At 70.1% G+C, this 26,173-nt stretch carries 22 protein-coding genes; 15 read left to right on the top strand and 7 right to left on the bottom strand.

What is annotated here, in order from left to right:
• Window positions 1–108: 108 nt before the first annotated feature.
• On the top strand, window positions 109–1,044 hold the full coding sequence (locus tag AC3ANK_RS00300; protein ID WP_484171787.1) for a hypothetical protein: 936 nt from the start codon (window positions 109–111) through the stop codon (window positions 1,042–1,044).
• Window positions 1,045–1,069: 25 nt separating this feature from the next.
• Window positions 1,070–3,877, top strand: coding sequence for a glycerol-3-phosphate 1-O-acyltransferase PlsB (gene plsB / locus AC3ANK_RS00295; RefSeq protein ID WP_484171786.1), 2,808 nt, complete (start codon window positions 1,070–1,072; stop codon window positions 3,875–3,877).
• Between the two features lie 197 nt (window positions 3,878–4,074).
• On the opposite strand, the gene AC3ANK_RS00290 is transcribed toward plsB, so the two are convergent.
• The gene (locus AC3ANK_RS00290; RefSeq protein WP_206861835.1) at window positions 4,075–4,284 is read right to left on the bottom strand and encodes a YdcH family protein; all 210 of its coding nucleotides are present in this window, start codon (window positions 4,282–4,284) and stop codon (window positions 4,075–4,077) included.
• A 65-nt stretch (window positions 4,285–4,349) separates the two neighbouring features.
• Between AC3ANK_RS00290 and ttcA the strand changes: the two genes are divergently transcribed.
• From ttcA to AC3ANK_RS00275, 3 genes are all read left to right on the top strand, one after another.
• Window positions 4,350–5,252 carry a tRNA 2-thiocytidine(32) synthetase TtcA gene (ttcA, locus tag AC3ANK_RS00285; RefSeq protein ID WP_484171785.1) on the top strand — a complete coding sequence of 301 codons (903 nt, stop codon included), beginning with the start codon at window positions 4,350–4,352 and terminating at the stop codon, window positions 5,250–5,252.
• Between the two features lie 76 nt (window positions 5,253–5,328).
• On the top strand, window positions 5,329–6,234 hold the full coding sequence (locus AC3ANK_RS00280; RefSeq protein ID WP_206861837.1) for a recombination-associated protein RdgC: 906 nt from the start codon (window positions 5,329–5,331) through the stop codon (window positions 6,232–6,234).
• Between the two features lie 132 nt (window positions 6,235–6,366).
• Window positions 6,367–7,170, top strand: coding sequence for a M48 family metallopeptidase (locus tag AC3ANK_RS00275; RefSeq protein ID WP_484171784.1), 804 nt, complete (start codon window positions 6,367–6,369; stop codon window positions 7,168–7,170).
• A gap of 93 nt (window positions 7,171–7,263) precedes the next feature.
• On the opposite strand, the gene AC3ANK_RS00270 is transcribed toward AC3ANK_RS00275, so the two are convergent.
• A complete protein-coding gene (locus AC3ANK_RS00270) occupies window positions 7,264–8,136 on the bottom strand; it encodes an alpha/beta fold hydrolase (RefSeq protein ID WP_484171783.1) in 873 nt (290 codons plus the stop codon).
• Window positions 8,136–9,152: a ferrochelatase gene (gene hemH, locus AC3ANK_RS00265; RefSeq protein WP_484171782.1), complete on the bottom strand. Its 1,017-nt coding sequence runs from the start codon at window positions 9,150–9,152 to the stop codon at window positions 8,136–8,138. Before hemH ends, AC3ANK_RS00270 begins: the two co-directional genes overlap by 1 nt.
• A gap of 274 nt (window positions 9,153–9,426) precedes the next feature.
• Here hemH and AC3ANK_RS00260 point away from each other — a divergent pair, with 274 nt between their 5' ends.
• The 5 genes from AC3ANK_RS00260 to AC3ANK_RS00240 all read left to right on the top strand — a co-directional run bounded on the left by AC3ANK_RS00260 (window position 9,427) and on the right by AC3ANK_RS00240 (window position 12,771).
• Window positions 9,427–10,326: a lipid-binding SYLF domain-containing protein gene (locus AC3ANK_RS00260; protein ID WP_206861841.1), complete on the top strand. Its 900-nt coding sequence runs from the start codon at window positions 9,427–9,429 to the stop codon at window positions 10,324–10,326.
• Window positions 10,327–10,433: 107 nt separating this feature from the next.
• Entirely contained in the window at window positions 10,434–10,682 is a 249-nt protein-coding gene (gene tatA / locus AC3ANK_RS00255; protein WP_206861842.1) for a Sec-independent protein translocase subunit TatA, read from the top strand.
• 24 nt (window positions 10,683–10,706) lie between these two features.
• Window positions 10,707–11,297: a Sec-independent protein translocase protein TatB gene (gene tatB / locus AC3ANK_RS00250; protein ID WP_484171781.1), complete on the top strand. Its 591-nt coding sequence runs from the start codon at window positions 10,707–10,709 to the stop codon at window positions 11,295–11,297.
• Complete coding sequence (tatC, locus tag AC3ANK_RS00245) at window positions 11,294–12,100, top strand: twin-arginine translocase subunit TatC (protein WP_484171780.1); 807 nt, start codon at window positions 11,294–11,296, stop codon at window positions 12,098–12,100. Before tatB ends, tatC begins: the two co-directional genes overlap by 4 nt.
• On the top strand, window positions 12,097–12,771 hold the full coding sequence (locus AC3ANK_RS00240; protein ID WP_484171779.1) for an RDD family protein: 675 nt from the start codon (window positions 12,097–12,099) through the stop codon (window positions 12,769–12,771). Before tatC ends, AC3ANK_RS00240 begins: the two co-directional genes overlap by 4 nt.
• 25 nt (window positions 12,772–12,796) lie before the next feature.
• Here AC3ANK_RS00240 and AC3ANK_RS00235 read toward each other — a convergent pair whose 3' ends face one another.
• Both AC3ANK_RS00235 and AC3ANK_RS00230 read right to left on the bottom strand, forming a co-directional pair.
• Window positions 12,797–13,732: a hypothetical protein gene (locus AC3ANK_RS00235; protein WP_206861846.1), complete on the bottom strand. Its 936-nt coding sequence runs from the start codon at window positions 13,730–13,732 to the stop codon at window positions 12,797–12,799.
• A 73-nt stretch (window positions 13,733–13,805) separates the two neighbouring features.
• Window positions 13,806–14,543 (bottom strand): glutamine amidotransferase, encoded by a 738-nt coding sequence (locus AC3ANK_RS00230; protein WP_484171778.1) that lies wholly within the window; start codon window positions 14,541–14,543, stop codon window positions 13,806–13,808.
• A 150-nt stretch (window positions 14,544–14,693) separates the two neighbouring features.
• Between AC3ANK_RS00230 and glyQ the strand changes: the two genes are divergently transcribed.
• The 5 genes from glyQ to AC3ANK_RS00205 all read left to right on the top strand — a co-directional run bounded on the left by glyQ (window position 14,694) and on the right by AC3ANK_RS00205 (window position 24,257).
• Window positions 14,694–15,617 carry a glycine--tRNA ligase subunit alpha gene (gene glyQ / locus AC3ANK_RS00225; protein ID WP_206861847.1) on the top strand — a complete coding sequence of 308 codons (924 nt, stop codon included), beginning with the start codon at window positions 14,694–14,696 and terminating at the stop codon, window positions 15,615–15,617.
• A 140-nt stretch (window positions 15,618–15,757) separates the two neighbouring features.
• The gene (gene glyS, locus AC3ANK_RS00220; protein WP_484171777.1) at window positions 15,758–17,833 is read left to right on the top strand and encodes a glycine--tRNA ligase subunit beta; all 2,076 of its coding nucleotides are present in this window, start codon (window positions 15,758–15,760) and stop codon (window positions 17,831–17,833) included.
• Between the two features lie 85 nt (window positions 17,834–17,918).
• A complete protein-coding gene (locus AC3ANK_RS00215; protein WP_206861849.1) occupies window positions 17,919–19,712 on the top strand; it encodes an autotransporter assembly complex protein TamA in 1,794 nt (597 codons plus the stop codon).
• A 7-nt stretch (window positions 19,713–19,719) separates the two neighbouring features.
• Window positions 19,720–23,664, top strand: coding sequence for a translocation/assembly module TamB domain-containing protein (locus AC3ANK_RS00210; RefSeq protein WP_484171776.1), 3,945 nt, complete (start codon window positions 19,720–19,722; stop codon window positions 23,662–23,664).
• Window positions 23,665–23,747: 83 nt separating this feature from the next.
• Window positions 23,748–24,257, top strand: coding sequence for a GNAT family N-acetyltransferase (locus AC3ANK_RS00205; protein ID WP_206861851.1), 510 nt, complete (start codon window positions 23,748–23,750; stop codon window positions 24,255–24,257).
• A gap of 171 nt (window positions 24,258–24,428) precedes the next feature.
• Here AC3ANK_RS00205 and AC3ANK_RS00200 read toward each other — a convergent pair whose 3' ends face one another.
• A complete protein-coding gene (locus AC3ANK_RS00200; RefSeq protein WP_484171775.1) occupies window positions 24,429–24,860 on the bottom strand; it encodes a GFA family protein in 432 nt (143 codons plus the stop codon).
• Entirely contained in the window at window positions 24,857–26,167 is a 1,311-nt protein-coding gene (locus AC3ANK_RS00195; protein ID WP_484171774.1) for a sialidase family protein, read from the bottom strand. The genes AC3ANK_RS00200 and AC3ANK_RS00195 overlap by 4 nt, the downstream gene beginning before the upstream one ends.
• Window positions 26,168–26,173: the final 6 nt, after the last annotated feature.

The raw sequence follows: 26,173 nt of genomic DNA, 5'->3' as shown, positions 1-26,173 counted from the left end.
CGTGGTGCCGATATTCCGACGCATTCCGATTCCGAGACCGCCTTGGCTTGCCGGCATCCGGCCTCGCCGCCAAGATGCCGGCAGCGACTTGGGGGGAGCCGCACCCGCATGACATCGATCGCACGCGCCACCGCCGCGCTGACGCTGCTGGCCGCCCTGACGGCGGCGGGCTGCCAGCGCGCGCCCGCGCCCGTGGTCGAGCCCACGCCGACCGAACCGACGCAGGCCGTCGAGCAGCTCATCCGCGACCTCCGCCGCAACGACCTGGTGAGCTACTCGCGCCACGCCGTCCCACCGGAGCTGCACGCGCGGCTCGATCTTGCATGGAAGGAAGGCCGCACCCGCTGGCCGCTGACCGACCTGCCGCTCGACGACCGGCTGCCCGCCTTCATCGACGCCCTGTCCGCGCCGGGCGCCGAGAAGCAGCTGCTCACCGTCTACCAGCGCCAGTTCTCCGGCGCGAACGCCGAACTGCGCTCGGCCGCCGCCACGCTGGGGCTGTTCGCGACCCAGTACCTGCGCCGCGAAGGCGACTACAGCGACGAGGAACGCGCCCATTACGTGCAGCTGGTCGGCGCGATCAGCCGCTGGGCGCAGAAGGCGCCGCTGGGGGATGTGCAGCTCGCGCGGCAGGCCATCCCCTTGCTGGTCGCCGGCGCCCGCCACACCGGCCTGGCCGGCGGGCCGGAGCGCTTCCGCCAGCTCGGCATGCAGCGCAGCCTGGAGCACATGGGCCCGTTCTTCGAACGGATGAAGCGGGTGCTGCTGGCCTACGGACTGGACATCGATGCCGACCTGGCGACCGCCCGCGCCACCCTGCTCGAACGCGACGGCGACCGCGCCCGCATCCGCCTGGACTACACGCTGGCCGGGCAGGCGATCCAGGCCGAACTGACGGTCGAACGCCGCCACGGCCACTGGTATCTCACCGACGCCCTGCGCCACGCCGAGGTCGAAGCCGCGCGCCCGGCGGCGGCGAGCGGCAAGGCGCCGAAGGTCCTGCCGCCGGCCGCCAAGGCCCCGCTCGCGCCGGCGGCGCCCTGAACGCGCCCAAGGCGTGAAGGGCATAATGCCCGCGATGCCGAACCAGACGCCCCTGCCTTTTCCGGACGCCGACAAGGACGCGACGGCCGCCCCTCCGTCCAGCCGCGACAACGCGGCAACGCCTCCGCACGCACCGGCGCAGGACGCGACGGACCCGACCGCCGCACTCGACGCGGATCCCGTGGACGCCGGGCGTCCGGAACCCGATCCGGCCCAGGCCGAACTCCCCATCGCCGCCCCCGCCGGCACGCCGGGCGACGATCGCCGCGGCGGCGGCCCGCGCCGTTCCGCTTCGGCCGCCCGCCGTCCGTGGTGGGCGAAGCTGCTCGGCCGGATCATGGCGCCGTGGGTGCAGATCACCGTCGAACCGCGCAACCCGGCGGCCGAGATCCCCGAGGAATGGAGCGGCCGGCCGGTCTGCTACGTGCTCGAGGACTACGGCCTGTCCAACGCGCTGATCCTCGAACGCGCCTGCCGCGAGGCCGGCCTGCCCTCGCCGCTGCAGCCGCTGCCGGGCGATCCGCTCAGGCGCAAGCGCGCCTACCTCGCGCTGTCGCGCCGCAACGTCAACACGCTGGCGCAGCTGCAGCAGTCGCTGGGCACCGCGCCGGCCTCGCCGAAGTCGCATTCGGGCTCGCTCGCGCACCTGCTCGACGCGCACCGCGCCGATCCGTCGCTGGACGTGCAGCTGGTGCCGGTGTCGATCTTCGTCGGCCGCGCGCCGGACAAGAACAGCGGCTGGTTCTCGGTGCTGTTCTCGGAAAACTGGACGCTGGTCGGCCGCTTCCGCCGGCTGCTGGCGATCGCGCTCAACGGCCGCGACACGCTGGTGCGCTTCGCCCCGCCGGTAAGCCTGCGCGACATCGTCGACGAAGGCCTGGAATCCGAACGCACGGTGCGCAAGCTCTCGCGCGTGCTGCGCGCGCACTTCCGCCGCATCCGCGCGGCGGTGATCGGGCCGGACCTTTCCACGCGCCGGCTGCTCGTCGACCGGGTGCTGTCCTCGGCCACGGTGAAGGAAGCCATCGCCGACCAAGCCGCGCGCGACAAGAGTTCGCTCGCCGATGCGTGGAAGAAGGCGCACGGTTTCGCGTACGAGATCGCCGCCGACTATTCGCATCCGGTCGTGCGTTCGGCGAGCTTCCTGCTCACGCCGGTGTGGAACCGCATCTACCGCGGCGTGCTCGTCCACCACCTGGACAAGCTGAAGGACGACGCGCCCGGCTTCGAAGTGGTCTACGTGCCCTGCCACCGCAGCCACATGGACTACCTGCTGCTGAGCTACCTGCTGTACACGCGCGGCATCGTGCCGCCGCACATCGTGGCCGGCATCAACCTCAACCTGCCGGTCGTCGGCACGCTGCTGCGCAAGGGCGGCGCGTTCTTCATCCGCCGCAGCATCCGCGGCAGCGCGCTGTATTCGGCGGTGCTGAGCGAGTACGTCGCGCAGCTGGTCGCCGGCGGCTATTCGATCGAGTACTTCGTCGAAGGCGGCCGTTCGCGCACGGGTCGCCTGCTGCCGCCCAAGGGCGGCATGGTCGCGATGACGGTGCGCGCGTTCGTGCGCCAGCCCACGCGCCCGGTGCTGTTCCAGCCGATCTACATCGGCTACGAGAAGCTGATGGAAGGCAACAGCTACCTCGACGAGCTGTCCGGCAAGCCGAAGGAAAAGGAATCGATCTGGCAGCTGCTCATCGGCATCCCGAAGGTGCTGCGCAGCAACTACGGCCAGGTGGTGGTGAACTTCGGCGAACCGATCCGCCTGAACGACGTGCTCGCCGAGCACGCGCCGGACTGGGACGGCGCGCCGGTCAGCGACGAGGAAAAGCCCGCGTGGCTGTCCGACACCGTCGACGCGCTCGCGCAGCGCATCCAGGTGAACGTCAACCGCGCCGCCGACGTCAACCCGATCAACCTGCTCGCCCTGGCGCTGCTGTCCACGCCCAAGCACGCGATGGGCGAGGCCGACCTGCGCGCGCAGATCGCGCTGAGCAAGACGCTGCTGGCGGAGCTTCCGTATTCGGACCGCGTGACGGTCACGCCGCATCCGGTCGAGGAGATCATTGCCCACGGCGAGGAGATCGCCGTGCTCACGCGCATCCGCCACCCGCTGGGCGACGTGCTCGGCGTGAGCGGCGACAACGCGGTGCTGCTGAGCTACTTCCGCAACAACGTGCTGCACCTGTTCACCGCGGCGTCGTGGATCGCCTGCTGCTTCCAGAACAACCGCCGCATGAGCATGAACGGCGTGCTGCGCCTGGGCCGCGCGGTGTATCCGTTCCTGCAGGCCGAGCTGTTCCTGCCGTGGACGGAAGAGGAATTCGCCGACCGCCTGACCCGCACGGTCGACGTGTTCGTGCGCGAAGGCCTGTTGGAGCGGATCAGCGAGGACGAAGGCGGCATCCTCGCGCGCAACGCCGGGCAGACCGACGAAGTGTTCCGCCTTCGCGCGATCGGCCACTCGCTGCAGCAGGCGTTCGAGCGCTACTACATCGCCATCAGCGTGCTGGTGAAGAACGGCCCGGGCACGCTCACCGCCGCCGAACTGGAAAGCCTGTGCCAGCTCGCCGCGCAGCGCCTGTCGCTGCTGTACGCGCCGGCCGCGCCGGAGTTCTTCGACAAGACGCTGTTCCGCGGCTTCATCCAGAAACTGCGCGAGATGAAGCTGGTGTGGCTGGACGAGAACAGCAAGCTCGCCTTCGACAGCCGCCTGGACACCTGGGCGAAGGACGCGAAGTTCATCCTCGGCCGCGAGTTGCGGCACACGATCGAGAAGATCAGCCCGGAGAGCGTGAAGCCTTCGGCGGAAGAAGCGCCGGGCGACAAGGCGTAAATACCTCCCGCTGCGTTTGCAGCCCGGATAAGCGAAGCGCACCCGGGGTGCCATGGCGAGTTCCACAAGGACACGTGCACGTTGATGGTGCAGCGCGCTGCGGCGCGTTCATCGCTACGGCAACTGAGTTGCACCGAGGCGCGGTGCGCTCCGCTTGCCCGGGCTACGCAAGAAGATGCGTCAGATCCGACCGGCCCTCACGCCGGCTCATCCGGAATCAACGCGCTCTCCAGCCGCGCGATGCAGTCCTTCAGCCACAGCTTGCGCTTCTTCAGGCGCTTGACCGTCAGCTCGTCCACGTCGGACGCCTGGCCCAGACGTTCGATCGCCGCGTCCAGGTCGCGGTGTTCGAGCCGCAGTTCGGCCAGCTGGCGCGCTAGCACGGCGGGATCGTCGCTTTCGGTCATCCCCGAAGCTTAACGCGCCGCGGCGACCAGCGTCACCGCGCCCGCGCCGGTAGAATGGCCGGTCCATGAGTACCGTCCTGCCCCTGCTGGAACCCCAGCCCCGCGCGCAGCGTCGCGCGCACGAGAACAACAAGCTCGCCAAGCGCCTGCGCCACCAGGTCGGCCGCGCGATCGCCGACTTCGGCATGATCGAGGACGGCGACAAGGTGATGGTCTGCCTGTCCGGCGGCAAGGACAGCTACACCATGCTCGACATCCTGCTGCAACTCCAGCAGAAGGCGCCGGTGAAGTTCGAACTGGTCGCGGTGAACCTGGACCAGAAGCAGCCGGATTTCCCCGAGCACGTGCTGCCGCAGTACCTGGAATCGATCGGCGTTGCGTACCACGTCATCGAGCAGGACACGTATTCGGTCGTCACGCGCGTCGTGCCCGAAGGCAAGACCATGTGTTCACTGTGCTCGCGCCTGCGGCGCGGTGCGCTGTACACGTACGCCGAAGAGAATGGCTTCACGAAGATCGCGCTCGGCCACCATCGCGACGACCTGGTCGCGACGTTCTTCCTGAATCTGTTCTTCCACGCCAAGCTCTCGGGCATGCCCCCCAAGCTGCTCAGCGACGACGGCAAGCACGTGGTGATCCGCCCGCTCGCGTACGTGCGCGAGGACGACATCAGTGCCTACGCCGAAGCGAAGGGCTTCCCGATCATCCCGTGCAACCTGTGCGGCTCGCAGGAAAACCTTCAGCGCAAGCAGGTATCGAGGATGATGGATGCCTGGGAGCGCGAAACGCCCGGCCGCATCGAAACCATCGCGCGCGCGCTGGGCGACATCCGCCCGTCGCAGCTGAGCGATCCGAAGCTGTTCGATTTCCTTGCGCTCGGTCGCCATGGCGACGCGCCGATGCCCGACGCGCATGCGTGGCTGGCGGGCGACACCCGGGAACCGGCAATGGAGAATGGGGAATCGTAGAAGCCGACCAACGCTCACGCTCCCCGCGCCTGCTGTTCCGATTCCCGATTCCCCATTTCCTATTTCCGGCTCCCGAATGTTCTTTCGCAACCTGACACTGTTCCGCTTCCCCACCACCACCAAACTCGACGAACTGGAAAGCGGCCTGGGCGAATGCCAGCTCAAGCCGGTCGGCCCGCTGGAACTGTCCAGCCGCGGTTTCATTTCGCCGTTCGGGCGCGGCTCCGAGGAAATGCTGCACAACCGCAGCGATGCGACGTGGCTCGCCGTCGGCGGCGAGGACAAGATCCTGCCGGGTTCGGTCGTCAACGACATGCTGAACAAGAAGCTGTCGGAGATCGAGCAGAAGGAAGGCCGCAAGCCCGGCGGCAAGACGCGCAAGCGCATCAAGGACGAACTCATCACCGACCTGCTGCCGCGCGCGTTCGTGAAGCCCAGCCGCACCGACGCCCTGATCGACGCGGGGCTGGGGGTGGTCGCGGTGGATACCTCCAGCCGCAAGTCCGGCGAGAACGTGGTGAGCGAGATCCGCCGCGCGCTCGGCAGCTTCCCGGCGCTGCCGCTGAACGCCGAAGTCGCGCCGCGCTCGATCCTGACCGGCTGGGTCGCGGGCGAGCCGCTGCCGGAAGGCCTGTCGCTGGGCGATGAATGCGAGCTGCGCGATCCGATCGACCAGGGCGCGGTGGTGAAGGTGCAGCGCATGGAGCTGCAGAGCGACGAGATCACCAAGCACCTGGAATCGGGCAAGCAGGTCACGCGCCTGGCGCTGAACCTGGACGACCACGTGTCGTTCGTGCTCGGCGAGGACCTGGTCGTGCGCAAGTTCAAGCTGCTCGACGGCGCGGTGGACGAGCTGGAATCGACCGAGCGCGACGACCTGCGCGCCGAGCTCGACGCGCGTTTCGTGCTGATGGCCGGCGAGTTCCGCCGCCTGTTCACGGTGCTGGAAGGCGCGCTGAAGCTGTCGAAAGCCGAAGCCTGAGCCTGCCGACGCGGCACGCGGATGCGGGCGCGCCGCCGCGTCCGCCGCTCCGGTTCGCGTCCCGCGCATGACAATGCGACGCGCGACGCCGTTTCGCGCCGCATCGTCACCTCGCATCGCTAAGATGCACCCATGCCATCGCCGCCCCGCCCCCTCGCCCGCCTGTTCGCGCCCACGCCGCGCACGGTGGAGCGCGAAACACTCGACATCGAGCTGGGCGACGGGCGCACCATCCCGCTGCAGCGCGTGCGCGATCCGCGTGCGCGCCGGATCAAACTGTCGGTCGACGAACGCGGCGCACGCCTCACCGTGCCGATGCGCGCCAGCCTGGCCACCGCCGACCGCTTCGTCGCGCAGCATCGCGACTGGCTCGCCGCGCAGCTGGAGCGTTTCGCCGTGGACGGCATGCCGACGCTGGAGCCCGGCGTCGCGACGCAACTGCCGCTGCGCGGCGAGGTGCACGACGTGCGCTGGGAAGCCGGACGTTTCACGCGGCTGGACCATGCGGGCGATGGCAGCGGCGAACTGGTGTTCACCCATCCGGCGCGCGCCGGCGACACCGCGGTGCGCCGCGCGGTGCGCGATTTCCTCGAAGCGCAGGGCCGCGCCGACGTCGGCCGCTGGATGCCGCGCTACCTGCCCGCGTTGCCGCGCGCGCCGCGCCGGGTGACGTTCAAGATCATGTCGTCGCAGTGGGGCTCGCTCGCGCCCGACGGCTCGATGGCGTTGGACCTCTCGCTGGTGCTCGCGCGGCCGGGTGCGTTCGAGTACGTGCTGGTGCACGAACTCTGCCATCTGATCCATGCCGATCATTCGCGCGCGTTCTGGCGCGAAGTCGAATCGCGCTGCCCGCAGTGGCGCGAGGAGCGCGATTATTTCCATGCCGAAGGGCGGCGGTTGAAGGCGACGCTGCGCGCGTTGTGCGGTAAGACGTAACGCCGTCGCCCTCTTGGGCGCATCCGGGTTCGCGTATCCGCGTCGTCACCCCGGGTGCGCTTCGCTTACCCGGGCTGCGACAGCGGTTTGCGATCACCCGCGAACGAAGAAGTCCCCGATCACGTCGGCGATCCGCTCCGGCTGTTCCATGTGCAGGTGATGCCCGCCGTCGATGACGATCAGCTCGCCCGCCGGCAGCAATCCGGCGCGGTCGCGCCGCAGCGGATCCGGCAGATAGGGCTGCGCCGGTTCGGCGAAGATCACGCGCGCCGGGCACTCGATGCCCGACACGAGATCGCGGATCTGCGGCTCGGTCATGCGATGCATCGTCGGCAGCGTCAAGCGCGGATCGCTCGACCAGGTGAAGCCTCCTTCCACCGGCACGACGCCGCGTTCGACCAGCAATCGCGCCGCGCGCTCCTCGAGCCGGCTACCGACCTGCGCGCCCGCCGCCATGCGCGCACGCACGGCGATGGCGAGGTCGGGAAACACGCGCAGCGACTTGCCGCGCAGCGCGCGATACGCGGCGATGGCGTCGCGCAGGCGCGACACCGTGCGCTCGGGCACCTCGGCGAGCGCGCCGAGCGCTTCGATCGCCACCAGCCGCTCCACGCGCTGCGGGCACGCGGCGGCGACCAGGCTGGAAATCCCCGCGCCCATCGAATGGCCGAGCAGCGAGAAGCGGTCCCAGCCCAGCGCGTCGGCGATGTCGAGCACGGCGTTCACCGCGGCGGCGAACGAATAGTCCGCGCCGGGCGCGAGGTGCGCGCTGGCGCCGTGGCCCGGCAGATCGGGCGCGACCAGTTCGATGCCGTGCAGGTGTTCGGCCAGCGGCACGAAGCTCGCCGCGTTGTCGAGCCAGCCGTGCAGCGCGAGTACACGCGGGCCGCCGGGTTGCCCGCGCAGGCCGGCGATGCGGCCGATGAGCGTGTCGAGGGTGAATTCGTGCAGGCCGCGCGCGGGCATCAGGTCCAGCGCTCCAGCTCGACGCGCGCGATGTCGGCCAGCGCGCGCGCATGCGGGCGCGTGTCGTTGAGGCAGGGGATGTAGCGCAGCGTGCCGCCGTGCGCGGCGAAGTCCTCCGCGAGCATCATCGCCACCTCCTCCAGCGTTTCAATGCAGTCCACCGCAAAGCCCGGCGCAACCACGTCGACCTTGCGCACGCCGCGTGCGGCAAGCGCATGCAGCGTCTGCTGCGTGCCCGGCTCCAGCCATTTGTCGCGTCCGAACCGCGACTGGTAGCTCAGCGTCCACGTGTCGTCGGCGAGGCCCAGCCGTTGCGCGATCGCGCGCGCGCCGGCCTCGCACTGGTGTGCGTAGGGATCGCCCGCGTCCACCAGCCGCTGCGGCAGGCCGTGGAAGGAGAACAGCAGGTGCTCGCCCGCGCCATGTTGCGCGCGGTGCTCGCGGATCGAGCCGGCGACGGCGTCGAGCCAGCCGGCGTCGACGTGGTATTCCTCGACCATGCGCGTCGGCAGCGCCTCGCGTGCGAGCACGTCACCGACCGACGCGGTGGTCGTCGTCGAATACTGCGGGTACAGCGGCAGCACCAGCGCGCGTCGCACGCCGGCCTCGCGCAACTGGCGAAGGCGCGCGGCCAGCGACGGCGAGCCGTAGCGCATCGCGTCGATCACGCGCAGGTGCGGCAGTTCGTTCTGCACCGCCCAGGCGAGCCGGCGGGTGTACACGGCCAGCGGCGATCCGCCGTCCTCGCCGCGCATCCAGATGCTGGCGTACTTCTCGGCGACCACCTTCGAGCGTAGCGGCAGCACCGCCAGGTGCAGCAGCGGCAGCCACAGCCAGCGCGGCAGGCCGACCACGCGGCGATCGGACAGGAACTGCGCGAGGTAGCGACGCACGCCGGCCGGCGTCGGCGCGTCGGGCGTGCCGAGGTTCACGAGGACGAGGGCGGTGTCCGGCGGGCCGGACGGCGCGGTCGAGGCGCCGTCGAATGCGGCGTCGGTGCTGGCGGAGGCGGGCATGCCGCATAGGATGACAGCTGCGCCGGCCCGCGCGAATCCACGCGTTCGAAACGCCGGCATTCCACCATGCACGGCGTCGATCAACACGATCTGCATGCTGGATTGACCAGCATAGGCGAGTGCATCGCACTTGCGGCGCTTGACGCACGCGCCGATTCGGTAAGGATTCATTGCTGGATCACTAGCCTGAACCGACTGCCGCGCCGGCGGTCGAATACTCGAATTCCCCGTTCCGCGCCGAGCCCACACTCGCGCAGTCTCACTGGAGTCCGCCATGTCCCGTCTGCCGCGCCCTGCCCTGCTGCGTATCGCCGTCCTGTCCATCGCCATGGGCATCGCCACCTCGGCGGTCGCCGGCCCACAGGAGGACGACCGCGCCCGCCAGGCCGTGCGCGTGCTGACCGACATCCAGCAGATTCCCGAATCCGGCATCCCCGACAAGCTGCTCGACGAGGCGCGCGGCATTGTGGTGGTGCCCGACGCGCTGAAGATCGGCCTGGTACTCGGCGGGCGCCGCGGCCACGGCCTGCTGTCGGTGAAGAACCCCGACGGCACCTGGTCGAACCCGAGCTTCGTGAAGCTCACCGGCGGCAGCATCGGCTTCCAGGCCGGCGTGCAGTCGGCCGACATCGTGCTGGTGTTCCGCAGCGATCGCGGCCTGGACAACATCGTCAACGGCAAGATCACGCTGGGCGCCGATGCCGGCGTCGCGGCCGGCCCGGTCGGGCGCAACGCGGGCACGGCGACGGACGGGCAGCTCAAGGCGGAGATCTGGTCGTGGTCGCGCGCACGCGGCCTGTTCGCGGGCATCGCGCTGGACGGCGCGGTGCTGTCGATCGACGACGAAGCCAACGAATCCGTCTACGGCCGCGACACCACGCCGCGCATGATCTTCGAAGGCCGCGCGAACGGGCAGCCGTCCACGGCCGTGGTCGACTTCCGCGACCGCCTGGAGGAAGCCAGCCACATCGCCCGCACCGCGCGCTCCAACGCCGACGCCGACGAGCGCGCCCGCGCTTCGGCGCCGCGTCCGGTGGCGACCTCGACGTCGGCGCCGGCACCCGTCGCGCCCACGGCCACCACCGCTCCGATGAACGCTCCCGCGCAGCAGACGCAGCAGCCGTCGGCCTTCGAGACGGTGGAAAGCCCGGTTCAGGCCGAACCGCTGCCCTGACCGGCGTGCGCCGGTCACGTTCTTAACCCTCCGCACGCGCGGAGACGACAGCGACCGTCACGTCGCTGCGGTATCCTGAACCTCCATATTTCTGGCGGACTATCCACATGGGCGGTTTGAGTCTTTGGCACTGGCTGATCGTGCTGGTGATCGTGGTGCTGGTGTTCGGCACCAAGCGCCTGGGCAACGTCGGCAAGGACCTCGGCGAGGCCGTGAAGGGCTTCAAGAAGGGCGTGCGCGACGGCGATGAGGACAAGCCCTCGGCGCAGCTGCGCGACGAGCGCCGCGACGAGACCCGGTCCGGCGAGAACACGTCGGCCGACAGCGGCCGGCAGGACGATCGCACCCCGCGCTGACGCGCATCCTGGCGGTCGGCGGCCATGTTCGACATCGGGTTCTCCGAGATCTTCGTCATCGCGATCGTGGCCCTGCTCGTGCTGGGCCCCGAGCGCCTGCCCAAGGCAGCGCGCTTCGCCGGCCTGTGGGTGCGGCGCGCGCGTGCTCAGTGGCATTCGGTGAAGTCCGAGCTGGAGAACGAGCTGGCCGCCGAGGAGCTCAAGCGCAGCCTGCGGCAGACGCAGGATTCGCTGCGCGAGGCGCAGGACGAACTGCGCGAGGGCTTCGACGAGGCCCGCAACCGGATCAAGCGCGAGCAGGAATCGCTGCAGCGCGAGCTCGACGACCTCGACCGCGACGTGCGCGACACGGCGGCGCTCTCCACGACGCAGGCCGCGACCACCCCCGGATCGCAGCCGGACGCATCGCCGGCCCGGAAGCCGGAGCTGGACGAACTCCCGCTGGCGTCGGCGTCCGATCCGGACCTGAAACCCGGGCTCGAATCGGCCGGGGCGGCGGCGAGTCCCGACGACGTGTATGCGCGCGGCCTGCCGGTGGAAACCGATTCGGAAGCGCAGCCCGAGCCGGTGCCCGCGCACCGGACCGCCCACGATGACGGGGCGCAGCGCCGATGAGTCGCGACCATGAGCCCCATGCCCACTCTGCCGAAGCCGAAGCCGGCGCGGACGGTGCCGAACCGAGGCTGATCGACCATCTGATCGAACTGCGCGCGCGCCTGCTGCGCGCGGTCGCAGGGTTGCTGGTCGTGTTCGTGATCCTGCTGCCGTTCGCGGCCGACATCTATGCGGTCCTCGCACGGCCGCTGCTGGGTTCGCTGCCGGAAAGCGGGCGGCTGGTGGCGGTCGATCCGGCCGGCGGCTTCTTCGTGCCGGTGAAACTGGCCTTCTTCACGTCGCTGCTGCTGACGATGCCGTGGTTGCTTTATCAGGCCTGGGCGTTCGTCGCGCCCGGCCTGTACCACCGCGAGAAACGGCTGGCGATGCCGCTGCTGGTCTCGGCGGTGGCGCTGTTCTACATCGGTTGCGCGTTCGCCTTCTTCCTGGTGCTGCCGTCGGTGTTCGGCTTCCTGGCGCGCTTCACGCCCGACGTGGTGGCGATGACGCCCGACATCGGCAAGTACCTGGATTTCGTGCTGGTGATCTTCCTCGCCTTCGGCGCGAGCTTCGAGCTGCCGGTTGCGCTGGTGATCCTGGTGCTGCTGGGCTGGGTGACGCCGCAGCAGCTGCGGGATTCGCGCGGCTACGCGGTCGTGGGCGTGTTCGTGATCGCTGCGGTGATCACGCCGCCCGACGTGGTGTCGCAGCTGATGCTGGCGATCCCGATGTGCATCCTGTACGAGCTGGGCATCATCGCCTCGCGCTGGCTCAAGCCGCGGCCCGAGAACGACGGCACGCCCGGGCAGACGCCCACCGCGTGAGCGCGCCCGCGCGTTTCTGGCCGCGCTACGCGGCCTGGTCGCTGGATGCGGCGATGGTCGCCGCGCTGATCGCACCGTTCCTGTGGACCCGCACGGCGCGTGAACTGCGCACGCTGGAGCAGGGTTTCATCGATCTGCTCGACCGCTTCTACGGTGCGCTCGCCGCGCAACTCGATGCCGGCGGCGCGCCGAACGTGTTCGCTCTGTTGTCGGATACGTCGATCGAACGCGCCATCGCCGCGCTGGAAACCTCGCTGCTGCGTGCCATCGGCGTACCCACTTTGGTGTTCGCCATCGCGCTGCTGGGCTGGCACGTGGCCGGCGAGTGTTCGCGCTGGCAGGGGAGTCCGGGCAAGCATGCGCTGGGCCTGCGCGTGGTGGATCGCGCCGGTGCGGCGCCCGGGATCGCGCGCTCCGTCGCGCGTCAGTTCGCCGGATTGCTGTCGTGGCTGACGCTCAACATCGGCCACGCGATGGCGGCGATCGCGCCGCACCATCTCGCCCTCCACGACCGCCTGAGCGGCACGCGCGTGGTGCGCGATGCGCCGCTGCCGGCGTGGGCGCGCGGCTGGATCGTGCTGCAGGCGGGGATCGCCGCGGCTTTCACCTTCCTCGTGGCCGGGCGCCTTGCGTCATTGGCGCAGGCGGCGGTGGAACGCGCGCTCGGCTGAGCACGATGCCCGCGCAAAAGCCGGCTCAGAGTTCGATCTGATGATTGTTCGACGGCGGCGGCGGCGGGCCATCGGCCTGCGGCCCGGCCGGGCCGCACACGTCGCGCCACAGGTAGTACATGACGCCGAACATCACCACGTACAACGCGATCACCAGCGCCAGGTACAACGGCACGATCAGCGCGGCGCCCAGCGAGGGATGGATCACCCCGCCGATCAGCGCGACGATGCCGAACACCGCCATCAGCACCAGGCCGACCGGGATCGACGCCAGCACCACGATGATCGCCAGCAGCAGGATCGGCAGCAGGTTCTTCGCCGTGCCGACGACGCCGTCGGCCATCGCGCGGCGCACCGGGCGGCCGCCCAGCGCGACCTGGCCGAAGCCGATCGCGTACACGCCGGCGAGGAACAGGAACAGGATCGAGCCCAGGCCGAGCAGGCCGCCCAGACCGGCGGGCGCGTCGGGCACCTGCGCCGGATCGATGCGGCCGTTGCCCGCCGCCTGCTGCAGCGTCATCACCTTGGTCAGCCATTCCAGCAAGCCATCGCCGAACACGGTGATCAGCGCGACGCCGATGATTACGTAGTACAGCGTCATGAGCAGGCCGAAGCCGATCAGGCGGCCGGCGTCGCCGCCGTGGCGGAACGGCTTGAAGACGTCGCCCGCCGAGGCCGGGCGGGCGTGTTCGGTGGCGTCGATCAGGCGCAGGAAGCCGCCCATGAAAGGCGACAGGATCACGATCGACACCAGGTTCGCGCCGGCCGCGACGATCATCGCGCCGTTGGGATCGGGCTTGAGGATCGACAGCACCAGCAGTTGCAGCAGGCCGGGCAGGATGCCCACCAGCATCAGGATCGCCGCCGCGCCGAACACCGCGCGTGCATTGTGGCGGCCCAGGTTGATGCCGCGCTTGAGCCAGGTCAGGCCGGCGAGCGGGCCGGTTGCGTGAGTGGTCATGGAAGAGGTTCGGTGATGTCGCGTGGGGGAGCGCGTGCGAGCGTATCGCACGCGGAAGACGGAACGGGGAAACTCAGTGCCCGTGCAGGCCGCGCGCGTGGCGCACGAAGCGGCGCAGCACGCGGCGCGCATGCGGCGTGGCGCTCACCGCGCGCGCCAGCGATTTCGCGCAACGGCCTTCGCCGTGCAGCGCCTCGCGTCGCGCGTTGACGTAGCCGCGCATGTGCGTGGCGCTGAATTCGGGATGGAACTGCACGCCCCAGGCGCGTTCGCCCCAGCGGAAGGCGTGGCAGTCGTCCTGGTTCGAACGCGCCAGCACCGTCGCGCCGTGCGGCGCGCGCAGCACCGTCTGCAGGTGCGTGGCCTGCGCGGCGAACTGCGTGGGCAGGCCCTTGAACAGCGGATCTTCGTCCGCGTGCGGATGCAGCTGCAGGTCGATGGTGCCCATCTCGCGACCGGTCGGGTTCACGCCGACCTCGCCGCCGAGCGCGTGCGCCAGCAGCTGGTGGCCGTAACAGATGCCGAACAGCGGCATGCCTTCCTGCGCCGCGTCGCGCAGCCAGTGCGCGCTGCGTTCGCTCCAGTCGTGGCGCTCGGTGACCATCGCGCCGGAGCCGGTGATGATCGTGCCGGCGAAACCCTCGCGCGCGGGCAGCGCGTCGCCGGCTTCGACGTTGACCACGACCGCTTCGTCGGCGGTCAGGCCGGCGGCGACGCGGATCCAGTGCGGGAAGCCGCGATGGCGGCGCATCGAAGCGACGGGCTGGCCGGTTTCGAGGATCAGGAAGGGCCGGGTATGTCGGTGGTTCACGGCGGAATACGGACGTTGGCGGGCCTCCACTGCGGAGGCATTGCGGGATGCGTTGCGGGCCGCGCCGCCGCCCCGCGGAAGTGCGAAAAAACCAGCGGCATCAAGGCCCGCGGCTATACTAACCCGCTTTGCGGGACCCCCACCGAGACCATGGCCGCACCTACCTTCCAGGGACCGACTTTCCAGGAACTGATCCAGCGCCTGAACGCCTACTGGGCCGACCAGGGCTGCACGCTGATCCAGCCGCTCGACCTGGAGGTCGGTGCCGGCACCTTCCATCCGGCCACCTTCCTGCGGGCGCTCGGTCCGGAGCCGTGGAATGCCGCCTACGTCCAGCCCTGCCGCCGTCCCACCGACGGCCGCTACGGCGAGAACCCCAACCGCCTGCAGCGGTACTACCAGTACCAGGTGGCGATGAAGCCCAGCCCGGACAACATCGTCGAGCTGTACTTCGATTCGCTCAAGGCGCTCGGCGTCGACCCGCTGGTGCATGACCTGCGCCTGGTCGAGGACAACTGGGAATCGCCGACGCTCGGCGCCTGGGGGCTGGGCTGGGAAGTCTGGCTCAACGGCATGGAAGTCACGCAGTTCACCTACTTCCAGCAGGCCGGCGGCCTGGAATGCCGCCCGGTGCTGGGCGAGATCACCTACGGTCTCGAACGCCTGTGCATGTACCTGCAGAACGTCGACAACGTGTACGACCTGATCTGGACGTACGGCCCGGACGGCACGCCGGTCACCTACGGCGATGTCTACCACCAGAACGAAGTCGAGCAGAGCGCGTACAACTTCGAGCACGCCGACGTCGCCGAACTCTTCCACCGTTTCGACGCGTGCGAAGCCGAAGCGCTGAAGCTGATCGAACTCGGCCTGCCGCTGCCGGCGTACGACCAGGTCTGCAAGGCCAGCCACAGCTTCAACCTGCTCGATGCACGCCGCGCGATCAGCGTGACCGAACGCCAGCGCTACATCCTGCGCGTGCGCCGCATCGCGCAGGGCGTGGCCGAGGCGTACTACGCGCAGCGCGAGAAGCTGGGTTTCCCGGCGTTGAAGAAGGCCGCGGAAGCGGCCTGAGCAACGCGGTTCCGCTCTTAACTCCCTTCCCTTCAAGGGGAGGACTGGGGTGGGGGATGGTGTCGCGGCGACGCACCCATGCCCCCATCCCCACCCCACCCTCCCCTTGAGGGGGAGGGCTCAAGAACCTGAGGCTACGGATGTCGCAGCAACTCCCCCTCCTGATCGAACTCGGCACAGAAGAGCTCCCCGTCAAGGCGCTGCCCGCGCTGGCGCAGGCGTTCTTCGACGGCATCCTCGACGGCCTGGCCAAGCGCGGCATCGCCTTCGAGCGCGATGAAGCCAAGCCGCTGTACACGCCGCGCCGCCTTGCCGTGCGCCTGCCGGGCGTCGCGCTGGAGCAGCCGGAGCAGAAGTCCGAAGTGCTCGGCCCCTACCTCAACATCGCGCTCGACGCCGACGGCCAGCCGACCAAGGCGCTGCAGGGTTTCGCCGCGAAGGCCGGCATCGACTGGACGACGCTGGAGAAGACCAGCGACAACAAGGGCGAGCGGTTCGTGCATCGCTCCGTGAAGCCCGGTGCGACCACCGCCGCGCTGCTGCCGGAGATCCTGCGCGACGCCATCGCCGCGATGCCGATTCCCAAGCCGATGCGCTGGGGCGATCACGACTACGGCTTCGCGCGCCCGGTGCACTGGCTGGTGATGCTGCTGGGCAAGGACGTGGTGGACGCCGAACTGTTCGGCACCCGTGCCGACCGCATGAGCCGCGGCCATCGCTTCATGCACGACAAGCCGGTGTGGTTCTCCACGCCCGCCGATTACGTCGAATCGCTGCGCGGCGCGAAGGTGCTGGTCGATCCGGACGAGCGCCGCGAGCGCATCGTGCTGGAAGTGACCGACGCGGCGCGCGCGGCCGGCGGCGTGGCGCGCATCGACGACGGCATCCTCGAAGAGGTGAACGGCCTCACCGAATGGCCGAAGGCCGTGAGCTGCAGCTTCGAGCGCGAATTCCTTGCCGTGCCGCAGGAGGCGCTCATCGCCACGATGGAGGCGAACCAGAAGTTCTTCCCGGTGCTCGACGCCGAAGGCAAGCTGAGCGAGCACTTCATCGGCATCGCCAACATCGAATCCAAGGACGAAGCCGAAGTCCGCAAGGGCTACGAGCGCGTGATCCGCCCGCGCTTCTCCGACGCGAAGTTCTTCTTCGTGGAAGACATGAAGCAGGGCCTGGCGTCGATGAACGACGGCCTGGCGAACGTGAAGTACCAGGACAAGCTCGGCTCCATCGCCGACAAGGTCGCGCGCGTGGCCGCGCTGGCCGAAGCCGTCGCCGCGCAGGTGGGCGTGGACCCGGCGCAGGCGCGTCGCGCGGCCGAACTGTCGAAGGCCGACCTGCAATCGCGCCTGGTCGGCGAGTTCCCCGAGCTGCAGGGCATCGCCGGCCGCTACTACGCGGCGGTGGAAAAGGAACCGCTGGAAATCGCCCACGCGATCGACGAGGCCTACATGCCGCGTTTCGCTGGCGACGACATCGCGCCGTCGAAGCTCGGCCAGGTGCTCGCCATCGCCGAACGCCTGGACACGCTCGCCGGCGGTTTCGCCGCGGGCCTGAAGCCGACCGGCAACAAGGATCCGTTCGCGCTGCGCCGCAATGCGCTGGGCCTGGCGCGCACGCTGCTGGAAGGCGGACACGACCTGCTGCTGCACGACCTCATCGAACGCGCGCTCACGCTGCAGCCGGCGAAGCATGCCGAGATCGGCAGCTACGACATCACCCAGTTCGTCTACGACCGCCTGCGCGGCTATTACGCCGATCGCGGCGTGGCGTCGGTGCAGTTCGATGCGGTGGAGAACGTCGCGCACGATTCGCTGCCCGACTTCGACCACCGCCTCAACGCCATCGCCGAATTCGCCAAGCTCCCCGAGGCGCAGGCGCTCGCCGCGGCGAACAAGCGCATCCGCAACATCCTGAAGAAGGTCGAAGGCGAAGTGCCGTCGGGCATCGACGCCGCGCTGTTCGCCGAGAACGCCGAACGCGAACTCGCGCAGGCCGTGGACGGCGCCATCGCCGACACCGATCCGCTGCTCCAGTCGCGCGATTACGTGACCGCGCTCGGCCGCCTCGCGCGCCTGCGCCCGCAGGTCGATGCGTTCTTCGACGGCGTGATGGTGAACGTCGACGATGCGGCGGTGCGCAACAACCGGCTCGCGCTGCTCAAGCGCCTGTCCGACCGGCTGGGCAGCGTCGCGGCGATCGAACACCTGTCGATCTGACGCACGGCGGCGCAGGGCCCGCATCCGCGCGGGCCTAAACCCGCCGTTAACCAGCCCCGTCGTTCGCCCCGGTTATCCTGCCCGCATGCCGACCCTCCCCCGCGTCCTGGCCATCGCCGCGTTGTTGCTTGCGACCGCCGGCGTGGCGCACGCGGCGACGGTGAAGCGCGTGGACATCCACGGCCTGGACGAAACCAAGACCGCGAACGTGCGCGGCGCGCTTTCGCTGGTGGACGTGATCGGCCAGGACGTGCCCGGCCGTCGTCTGGCATACCTGGTGCGCGAGGCCGAGGACGAGACGCGCGAAGCGCTGGAGCCGTTCGGCTTCTACTCGCCGAAGATCGAGGTCGCGCGCGAAGGCAGCGGCAGCACCGGCGTGACCGTCACCATCACCGTGACGCTCGACGAACCCGTGCGCGTGCGTCGCGCCGACATCGCGATCATCGGCGACGGCAGCGACGACCGTTACCTGAAGGAAGACCTTGGCGCGTTCCGCCCGCAGACCGGCGACGTGTTCGACCACCAGCTCTACGAAGCGAGCAAGACGCGGATCACCCGCCGCCTCGCCGAGCGCGGCTATTTCGATGCGGATTTCAGCTCGCGCCGCGTGGAGATCACCCGCGCCGAGCGCGCCGCCGACATCGACCTGGTGTGGAGCAGCGGCGGCCGCTACGACATGGGGCCGATCGAGATCGAGCAGACGCCGCACGAGATCATCCGCGACAGCCTCCTCGACAAGCTGATCTACTGGGAACAGGGCAGCTACTACCACCAGGGCAAGCTCGACCGGTTCCGCGAATCGCTCGCGCGGCTGGATTACTTCTCCAGCATCGAGATCCAGCCGCGTCCCGAGGACGCGGTGGACAACCAGGTGCCGGTGACCGTCACCCTCACCCCGGCCAAGCGCACGATCTACACCGCGGGCCTGAGCTACGGCACCGACAGCGGCCCCGGCGTGCGGCTGGGCATGGAGCGGCGCTACGTCAACGATCGCGGGCACAAGGCGCTGGGCCAGATCGACTGGGCGTCCAAGCGCAAGACCGCGACCGCGCAGTACCGCATCCCCGCGTTCGCGTGGCTGGACGGCTGGTACACCTTCAGCGCGCAGTACTACGACGAACAGACCGACTACATGGACACGCGCAAGGTCGAGGTCGTCGCCAGCCGCAGCGGCCAGATCAGCCGCCGCCTCACCGCGATCGCCGCGCTGCACGCGCTGCGCGAACGCTGGGCCTACGTCGCCGACGACGACGGCGACGAGAACACGCCGGTGCAGTACCAGTCGGCGACGTTCCTGTATCCCTCGCTGCGCGCCGAATACGTCGACGCCGACGACCGCATCTTCCCCCGGCGCGGCATCGGCGTGACGCTGGAAGTGCGCGGCGGCGTGGAGGGCGTGGGTTCGGACGCGACCTTCGGCCAGGCCTGGGGCGTGGCGCGCTGGTACCAGGGCATGGGCGAGAGCAACCGCCTGATCCTGCGCGCCGAAGCCGGCGGCACCTTCACCAACGCGCTGGTGAACATGCCGCCATCGCTGCGCTTCTTTGCCGGCGGCGACAACAGCATCCGCGGTTATGGCTTCCGCGAAGTCGGGCCGTCCACCATCGGCAGCGACGGCAAGAAATACGCGCTCGGCGCGAAGAACGTGCTCACCGGTTCGGCGGAATTCGAGCATTATTTCGACAACGGCCCGTGGGGCATGGCGGTATTCGTCGATGCGGGCGACGCGTTCGACGACACGCCCGACATCCACACCGGCGTCGGCGTCGGTGCGCGCTGGCGTTCGCCGGTGGGCCCGGTACGCGTGGACATCGCGCGCGGCCTGAAGGATCCGGACTCGGATTACGAGATCTACCTGAACATCGGTGCGACCTGGTGAGGCGCGCATGAGCCAGCCCACTCCCGCCAACGAAACCCCGCAGGACCCGCGCGAAGCGCGCATCGCCGAGCTGCGTGCGCGCCGCTTCGCGCGCATGCGCTGGCTGGCGATCCGTGCCGGCATCGTGTCGGTCGCCATCGCGCTGCTCGCGGGCGTGTTCCTGTACTGGCTGCTCACCAGCATCGGCGGTCGCGACCTGCTGCTGGCGCAGATCGTCTCGCGCCTGCCGGAAACCGCGACGCTGTCGTGGCGCAGCGTCGAGGGCCCGCTCTCCGGCCCGCTGACGATGAACGGCGTGCGCTTCACCTACGAGCGCATCGTCTTCACCGCCGACCGCGTGCACCTGGATCCGGCGATCCGTCCGCTCATCCGCAGGCGCCTGCGGCTGGACGCGTTGCAGATCGCCAATGCGAAGCTCGAAATCCCCAGATCCGACGAGCCGTTCGAACTGCCGCGCTGGCCCGAGGTGTTGCCGGAAATCGCGCCGCCGCTGGAATTGCAGGCCGACGACGTGCGCGTCGATGGGTTCCTGCTCACGCAGGCGGGTGAGAAGCTCATCGACGTGCGCACGCTGCGCGGCGGCCTCGACGCGCGCCAGGGCGAACTGCACGTCGAACGCCTGTTCGTCGACAGCGACCTCGGCCGTTTCAAGCTGCACGGCGATTACGTGCCGCGCGAGGACTACCGCACCGACCTCACCGCGAGCGCCGTGCTGCCCGCCGCGCAAGGCCGCACGCCGGCACGCGTGGGGCTGGTCGCGCGCGGCGATCTGTCGCGGATGAACGTGGCGATCGCCGGCCACACGCCGCAACCGCTGCGCGCGAGCCTCGTCCTGCACGGACGCGACCAGCCGAAGTGGCGCCTCGACGCGGACGCGGAAGGACTCGACATCGGCCTGCTCACCGGCGCGGAGGCGAACGACGAGGATCGTCCGCTGGTCTTCAGCTTCAGTGCCGACGGCGTGGGCGGCGCGGCCGATCTGCGCGGCGAATTCCGGCAGGGCGATCTGGTCGCCACGGTGCTGCCGTCGAAGGTGCGCGTGGAGAACCAGGTGCTCGACGTGCAGCCGCTCGCACTGCGCATCTTCGACGGCACCGCGACCCTGCGCGGCACGGCGGACTTCACCGACACCGGCAACGCGAAGTTCCGCTTCGCCGCGAACGCGCGCAACCTGCGCTTCGGCGGCGAAACGACGGTGCCGGCCGCGTCCGCGAGCGCCGCGACCAACCCGCCGGCGAGCGTGAGCGCACGCAAGCTGCAGACGGTCACCGCACCGCCGCCGGCCGCGCGTACCGAAACGGTCGCGATCGACGTCGACGCGGACCTCGGCTTCGCCGGCACGATGCAATCGTGGGCGGCAATCGGCAACGCGACGCTGCGCCGCGACGGCACGCAGGCCACGGTCGCGTTCGACGGCCGCGGCGACGACCAGCGCATGACGCTCAAGACCCTGCAGGCGCGCATGCCGAGCGGCACGCTCGACGGGACCGGCACCATCGCCTGGGCGCCGTCGCTGGGCTGGGACATCGACGCGACGCTCGCCGGTTTCGATCCGGGCTATTTCGCGCCGGATTTCAAGGGTTCGATCAACGGCCGCATCGCCACCCAGGGCAGCACGCGCGCCGATGGCGGGCTCGACGTGACCGCGAACGCGAGCGGTCTCGGCGGACGACTGCGCAACCGGCCGCTCGGCGGCAACGCGAACTTCGCCATGCGCGGCGCGGGCACGGCCGGCGGCCAGACGACGTACCGGGGCGACGTCGCGCTGACGCTCGGCGGCAGCCGCATCGATGCGAAGGGCACCGTCGGGAACACGCTCGACATCGACGCGAAGCTGACGCCGCTGGTGCTCTCCGACCTGCTGCCCGGCGGCGCCGGAACACTGCGCGGCACGGCGCAGGTGCGCGGCCCGCGCAACGCGCCCGACGTCACCGTCGATCTCACCGGCAGCGGCCTGAAGTTCGGCGATTACCAGGCGCAGTCGCTCACCGCGAAGGGTCGCCTGCCGTGGCAGCGCGGCAACGGCGACCTCGCGGTGCGCGCGACGGGATTGCAGGTCGGCCTGCCGCTGTCGTCGGTGTCGCTGGATGCGCGCGGCTCGGTCGAGGCCCTGCAGGTGCAGGGCGAGGCGCGCGGCGACATCGGCGCGCTGTCGCTGGCGGGCAACGTCGCAAGGCGCGGCAACGCGTGGCAGGGCGCGCTGTCCGCGTTCGAACTGACGCCCACGCGCGGCGCGTCGTGGCGCCTGCGCGAAGCGGCGCGTTTCAGCTGGGATGGCCGCAACGGTTCGCTCAGCAACAGCTGCTTCGTCGGCAGCGGCGGCGGCTCGCTGTGCGCCAGCGCCGACTGGCCGCGTCGAGGCGTCGCGGTGAAGGGCGACGCGCTGCCGCTCAGCCTCGTCGTGCCGTACCTGCCCGAACGCGAGGGCGGCCGGCCGTGGCTGATCCGCGGGGAGATTTCGCTCGATGGCCAGATGCGCCCCGTCGGCAACGCGTGGAGCGGCCGGCTCGACGTGCGATCGAGCGGCGGCGGCCTGAAGAACAGCGAGCGCTCGCGGCGTGAAGTGCTGAGCTACGAGAACCTCACCCTGGCGGCGACGTTCGACCCGCGCCGAATCAACGCCGAACTCGCCACCGCCTTCAACAGCGGCGGTCGCATCGATGCGCGCATCACCACGGGTTGGGACGATTACGCGCCGCTCGCCGGGCAGGTGTCGGTCAACACGTCCGAGCTGGTGTGGCTGGAACTGTTCTCGCCCGACATCATGGAACCCAAGGGCACGCTCGATGCGCGCATCACCCTCGGCGGCACGCGCGCGCGGCCACAGCTGGGCGGGCAGGCGCGGCTGACGCAGTTCAGCACCGAACTCCCGTCGCTGGCGATCGTGCTCGAAGGCGGCGACGTGCGCCTGGACGCGCTGCCCGATGGCACGGCGCGCATCGCCGGGCAGATCCGTTCGGGCGAAGGCACCTTGCGCGTGGACGGCTCGCTCAACTGGCAGGACACCAGCGCGCCGCTGCTGCTCACCGCGACCGGCGAGAACGTGCTGGTCTCCGACACGCGCGACCTGCATGCGGTCGCCAGCCCCGACGTGCAGGTGCGTTACGCCGCCGGCCAGCCGATCACCGTGACCGGGACCGTCACCGTGCCGTCGGCGCGCATCGACCTGGAGCGTCTCGACCAGGGCGTGTCGGCGTCGCCGGACGTGGTGGTGCTCGATCCGGAAGACCCGGAAGCCAGCGCCGCGTCGCCGCTCGACCTGGACCTGTCGCTGGTGCTCGGCGAGGACGTGCGACTCAACGGCTTCGGCCTGGAAGGCAGCCTCGGCGGGCGCATGCGCGTGCGTTCGCACCCCGGCCGCGAGATGACCGCGAACGGCCAGCTGCAGGTCGCCGGGCGCTACAAGGCGTACGGGCAGAAGCTCGACATCACGCGCGGCGAGCTGTCGTGGTCGGGTGGGCCGGTGTCGGACCCGATCCTCAACATCCGCGCCGAACGCGTGATCGGCGACGTCACCGCCGGCGTCGACATCCGCGGCCGGGCCAGCGCGCCCACCGCGAACGTGTGGTCCGATCCGGCCAGCTCGCAGTCCGAGGCGCTCGCGTACCTGACCCTCGGCCGCCCGCTCGCCAGCGCGAGCAGCGACGAAAGCCGCCAGGTGAACGCCGCCAGCGCCGCGCTGTCGGCTGGCGGCAGCCTGATCGCCTCGCAGCTCGGCGCGAAGCTCGGCCTGGACGATGCGGGCGTCAGCGACAGCCGCGCCCTGGGCGGCAGCGTGCTCGGCTTCGGCAAGCACATCTCGCCGCGCCTGTACGTCGGCTACGGCGTGTCGCTGCTGGGCACCGGCCAGGTGCTGATGCTGAAGTACCTGCTGCGCAAGGGCTTCGACGTGCAGATCGAATCGAGCACGGTGGAGAACCGCGCCTCCCTCAACTGGCGCAGGGAGAAGTGACCCGCACGGCCGCACTCGACTTGCGGCCCGGGATGCGGGATCGTCGTCGGCAACGACACGAACCGCCGCAAGGGACGCCACCAATGCAGGTGCTTCAAACGCAACGCCTGGTACTGCGCGAGATCGAACCGGCCGATGCGCCGTTCATCCTGGAACTGCTGACCGATCCTTCGTTCCTGGCGAACATCGGCGATCGCGGCGTGCGCGACCTGCCGTCGGCATTGAACTACATCGAAGCCACCCCGCGCGCGAGCTACGCGCGCAACGGCTACGGCCTGTGGCTGGTGGAGTCGAAGGAGAGCGGCGAGGCACTCGGGATGGCCGGCCTCGTCCGCCGCGACACGCTGCCCGACGCCGACATCGGCTACGCCTTCCTGCCGCGCCACTGGTCGAAGGGCTACGCGGTGGAAGCCTGCACCGCCGTGCGCGATCACGCGATGCGTACGCTCGGCCTGCCGCGCCTGCTGGCGATCGTGTCGCCGGGGAACACGCCTTCGGTGAAGGTGCTCGAGCGCATCGGCCTCACCTTCCGCGACACGGTGCGGATGGGGGAAGCGGATCTGCAGTTGTTTGCGTTGGAGGCGGGGGCGTAGGGAACTCCACTACGCTCTTGCGACGAAGCTCTTGTAGCCCGGGTAAGCGAAGCGCACCCGGGGAGCCGTCAAGCCCGAATCAGCGCCACCGCGCGCCAATTCACCCTCCCCAACCCTCCCCGCATTCGCAGGGGAGGGAGCGTCTGCCGGGATGATGACGTAGAGACTCCGCTAATCGTCCGCGTCGACGACCCGCACGTCCGCGAACCACAGCTTCGTCCATCGCTCGCGTTTTTCATCCGCACCAAGGCGTTGCGGCGATGCGCCCTGCGCCGCCGCGAACGCTTCCGCGTCGTCCAGCGCGCGCACGTTCACCGCCGCGTGCGTGCGCCCATCGTGTTCATGACGCACCAGCACCAGCACCGCGCAGTGCGCGCACGCGATGAACTCCGCCTGCGCCGATCCCTGCCGATACACCAGCGGTTCGCCACGCAGGCGCACGCGCAGGGTGCCGTTCGCGTCCGACAACCACGCCGCGCCGTGCTTGCGGCAGAAGCTGCAATCGCAGGCGCGCGGGGTGTAATCCGATTCGGGCTGCGACAGCGTCATCCCGAACGCGATGCGTCCGCAGTGGCAACCACCGTCGTACGTCCGCACGTTCATGGCGTCGTCGCATAGCGCGCGCCGTGCAGGCCCGGCTTGCCGTCCACCACGTCGGTCCAGACGATGAACGCGCTTCCGTCGACGAGCGCGATCTTCGGCATCCCCGTGCCGCGCCCTCTTCCCTGCAGTTCGGCGACGTCGCCGCGCTGCAGTTCGCGGGCGAGATCCGGCGTGAAGCGGGCGAAGCGCAGCGTCTGGCCGCCGGCGTCCTCGTTCATCCACAACGCCCATGCGGCGCGTTCGTCGAGAGCGGTGTCGACGCGGCCCTGCACCGCCATGCCGCGATCGAGCACGAGCGGCGCGGCGAAGTCCGCTCCGCCACCGCGGCTGTGCGCGAGCTTCACCGACGGCGCATCGCCCGCGCCGGTGTACCAGGCGACGATCGCGTCCGTACCGCGCGTCGCCACCGCCGGTCCGTTGACCGGACACGCCGGCATCGTCCAGTCGTCGGCGTGCACGCGCGCGGCGGCCTGCCATTGCGTGCCGTCGCCGCGCACGGCGAGGATGTCGCGCACTTCCGCCGGCGTGCGTCCGCGATACACCAGCAACGGGCCGCGCGCGGTCAGCGCGGCGTCGGTCTGGCAGCAGTCGCAGGTCATCGCGTCGAGTTCGCGCTCGTCGCTGCGTTGCAGCGAGGTGTCGAACACCGCCGTGCGCAGCGTCATCGCACCGGGCGGGTGCTTCGCGCCCGCGCCTGCGTGGCCGCCATGCGCCGAATGCCCGCCACCGCCGGTGTTGCGGCCATCCAGCCATGCCACGCCCAGGCGATCCGCACCGACCGGCCACAGCGAAACGAAGCCATGCTCGGTCGGCGTGCCGTCGGTATTGACGACGACGGGCGCGGACCAGCTCGCGCCATCGTCGCCCGAACGCGCCAGCACCACGTCGTACGCGTAGCCCGCGCCCTCGCGCTTGCGCAGCCAGTGCGCCCACAACGCGCCGTCGGGCGTGGCCGCGATGTGCGGCGTGTCGGCCCAGTTCACGAACCAGTCGCCGCCGCGGGCGATCTCGCGCGGTTCGCTCCAGGTGCCGTTCGCGAAGCGCGCGAACTTCAGCGTGTGCGCTTCGTCGCCCTGCTCGTCACCGGCATGTTCCACCCAGGAGAGCAGCAGGCTGCCGTCCGGTGCGCGCACGAGGTCGGGCTGCGCGGCGGGAGCGGTGGTGGCGGGCAGCGGCCAGGGTTTCGACGTCGCCCGTGGCGCGCGCGCCTGCTCGGTGGCCGGGCTCGTGGCCGGAGGCGTCGCGGTCGGCGTGCATGCGCTGAGGACCACGGTGAGCAGCCATACTGTGCCGGTGATTCGGGTCATCGCTCG

The sequence above is a fragment of the Lysobacter sp. SCRH-1R genome (genome assembly GCF_057747855.1).
The sequence above is the reverse complement of the archived record's forward strand: the minus strand, read 5'-3'. Positions and strand labels throughout refer to the sequence as shown.